Below are 2796 nucleotides of genomic sequence, written 5' to 3'. Positions count from 1 at the left end.
TTTATTTTGTGTTCTGAAAAGTAGGCCAGCAACCTTTTCCACAGATTAGCTAAGTAACGATTAAAATTTAATGTCGTATTTGGGACCAAAATTATTCAAAACGTACGACAAGCGTTCTTTGAGATTCTGAAAACTGAGATAAGCTTCAAAAGGCAACCATTGATATTTGATTCTCCGCCACAGGATTTCTATCAGGTTCAATTCCGGTGAATATGGAGGGAGGAAATAAATCAACAGATCATTTCTTCTCCACTCTTCAATTTTTGCCATGAACTTTTTAGATTTATGAATCGGTGAATTATCAAGTATTACAACAGTCCTTTTAACTATCTGCCCGATAAACTTATCCATAAAACCGATGAGCTTATCAGAATTGAATGTCGTTTCGTTCACTTCAAAAAACAGTTGGTTTTTGCGGCTCATCAAGCCCACAACATTTAGGAACTTTCCTTTGGCAGCAGGCTACAATATCGGGTTTTCTTTTGTCTGCCACGCGTATGGCACATTTGGTTGCGTTTGCTTTTTAGCGACAGCCGGGCTCTCTTCCAGATATAGCTCAGTATCTTTTAAAAAATTCTGCAAAGTCTTTTAGTGGATTACGATATTGTGCTGTTTCTCCAGATAGACCAATACATTTTTAAAGTTACGGTCGTGTTCTTTTAATTGCTTCTCAACCTCTGACTCAAGGCCTTTTAGCCGGGTCTTAACTCCTCGTCCGGGTTGGACGGGAAGAGAGTCGAGACCGTTTTTCGCCCAGCTGTCAGACCAACGTTCGATGGTCCTTCTGTTTACATCAAAAATGCCCGAAAGATCAGTGATCGTTCCTCTTTGGTGAGAAAAAAAACAGACAATGGCTGCGTATCATGACCGTAGCATCAGTCCTGTTCTCTTGAAGCTTTTCGAGTGCTTCCTCTTCCTCTTTTGTCAGTGTGAAAGGCTTAAGAATGAGATAAATACATGTAATTTATAGCATTGAGGCTACAAAATACGACATGATGTTATTCTTATAGCTTATAGTAACTTCTGATTCATATATTAATGTTTGAGTTAAATATTAGAGATCATTGCTGGTTGATTAAAATGGGCCTATTAACAGTTCGCCATAATCTGTTTGCGATATTTTTGTAGTCTGTATTTGTAAATAGTCATCAACCAACGGAAAGTTGTTCTTAAATCTTTTCTATCAACCGATATCAATACATTGCGTGCAGATTGTTGTTGGTGGACAAATTTAACTCAGAGATCAGGAAATTGGAGCAAGACAGTATTGTCAACGTACCACGTGAGCTATGAGAACAAAAAATAGAGTAAAAGATTTAAGGTCTGGAACAAGCGATGGAGTTTAAAGCTGAGCGGCCGATTGCTCTGTAGGCGAAAAATGAAAAGTTTATTCAATTTTAGATTGAAAATTTGTCTTTATTGCATTGAAAAAAATAACACCATAAACCGAGCCTTTATGAAATCATTATTTTATCTGCCAGTTCTTACTTTTTCTGTCACTATTTTGGGGTGCTCATCTGAAAAGAAGACCGAAAAACGCCCCAACATCCTATTTGCCATCAGCGATGACCAGTCGTTTCCCCACACCGGTTTTGCGGGTTCGAACTTTGTGCGAACTCCGGCTTTCGACCGGGTGGCCACCGAAGGAGTTTATTTTGCCAATTGTATAGCCGGTTCGCCTGGTTGCGCACCTTCGCGCAGTACCATTGTCACCGGACGTTACCACTGGCAAAACGAGCAGTCGGGGCAGCATGCCTCTTCATGGTTGAAAAAATATGTCCCGTTTATTGATCTGCTTGATGCCAATGGTTATATAACCGGACGAACTGGAAAGGGAGTTTCTCCCTTCCAGTATGCCCGAGATGAAAATGATTCTTTGTGGCGGGCCACCGATGCGGGTGGAGTGGCCTACAGCAACATTCGATACGAAAATGGTTCTGCAGCCGACGAGCGCACTGCCGCCGGAATTGCGCCGGTGAATTATTTCGAAAACTTCAAATTTTTCATGGAGAATACGCGTGGCGATAAGCCTTTTTTCTTTTGGTATGGCGCTCATGAACCACATCGTGGATTTGAGCAGGATTCATGGATGCGGAACAACAAAGAACTGTCAAATGCAGAAGTTCCGGGATTTCTTCCTGATCACGAAATCGTTCGGGGAGATGTCCTTGATTATGCTGTTGAAATCGAATGGTTCGATTTACATTTGGAGCGAATGCTTACTTACCTGGAACAGATTGGAGAACTGGAGAATACAATTGTAATAGTGACATCTGACAACGGAATGGCGTTTCCAAGAGCTAAAGCAAACGGTTATGAATTTGGGATTCATGTTCCTTTTGCAGTCCGTTTTCCCAAAAAATTTCCTGGTGGCCGGATTATTGATGATCCTGTGAGTTTCGCTGATATTGCGCCGACAATTCTCGAATTAACTGGCACCAGTAGTGAAGGCATGTTACCGATTGCGGGGAGAAGTATTTTGAACATTCTGAAGTCTAAAAAGCAGGGTGTTGTTGAACCATCAAGAGAATATGTATTTGCAGGGCGTGAACGTCATTCTTCTTCACGCTATCTTAATTGGGGGTATCCGCAACGAATTATTCGAAGTAGGGATTTTCTTCTTGTTTGGAACATGAAGCCAGAACGTTGGCCATCGGGCGCTCCCCAACGTTTTATACCAGGAACAACGAACCAACTTTACCCGTTATATGGAATTGATGAAAATGGCATACACCACTCTGACTGGGCTTTTACTGATATTGATGCTGCACCAACAAAATCATTTATTATTGAAAA

The 2796-nt window shown here is 41.2% G+C and carries 1 protein-coding gene and 1 pseudogene; one reads left to right on the top strand and one right to left on the bottom strand.

Translation table 11 applies throughout. The features are described from left to right. Positions 1-60 precede the first annotated feature (60 nt). Positions 61-441, bottom strand: a pseudogene (locus tag AAC033_RS18895) (transposase); the annotation flags it as partial. 1015 nt (positions 442-1456) lie between these two features. Between AAC033_RS18895 and AAC033_RS18890 the strand changes: the two are divergent. Next, positions 1457-2796: sulfatase (locus AAC033_RS18890; RefSeq protein WP_339741095.1), on the top strand; the 1340-nt coding region annotated here is incomplete at its 3' end.

Source organism: uncultured Sunxiuqinia sp., from assembly GCF_963974515.1.
In the GTDB taxonomy this organism is placed as follows: Bacteria; Bacteroidota; Bacteroidia; order Bacteroidales; family Prolixibacteraceae; genus Sunxiuqinia.
Note: the sequence above shows the minus strand (reverse complement) of the source record. Positions and strands in the feature narration are given on the sequence as shown.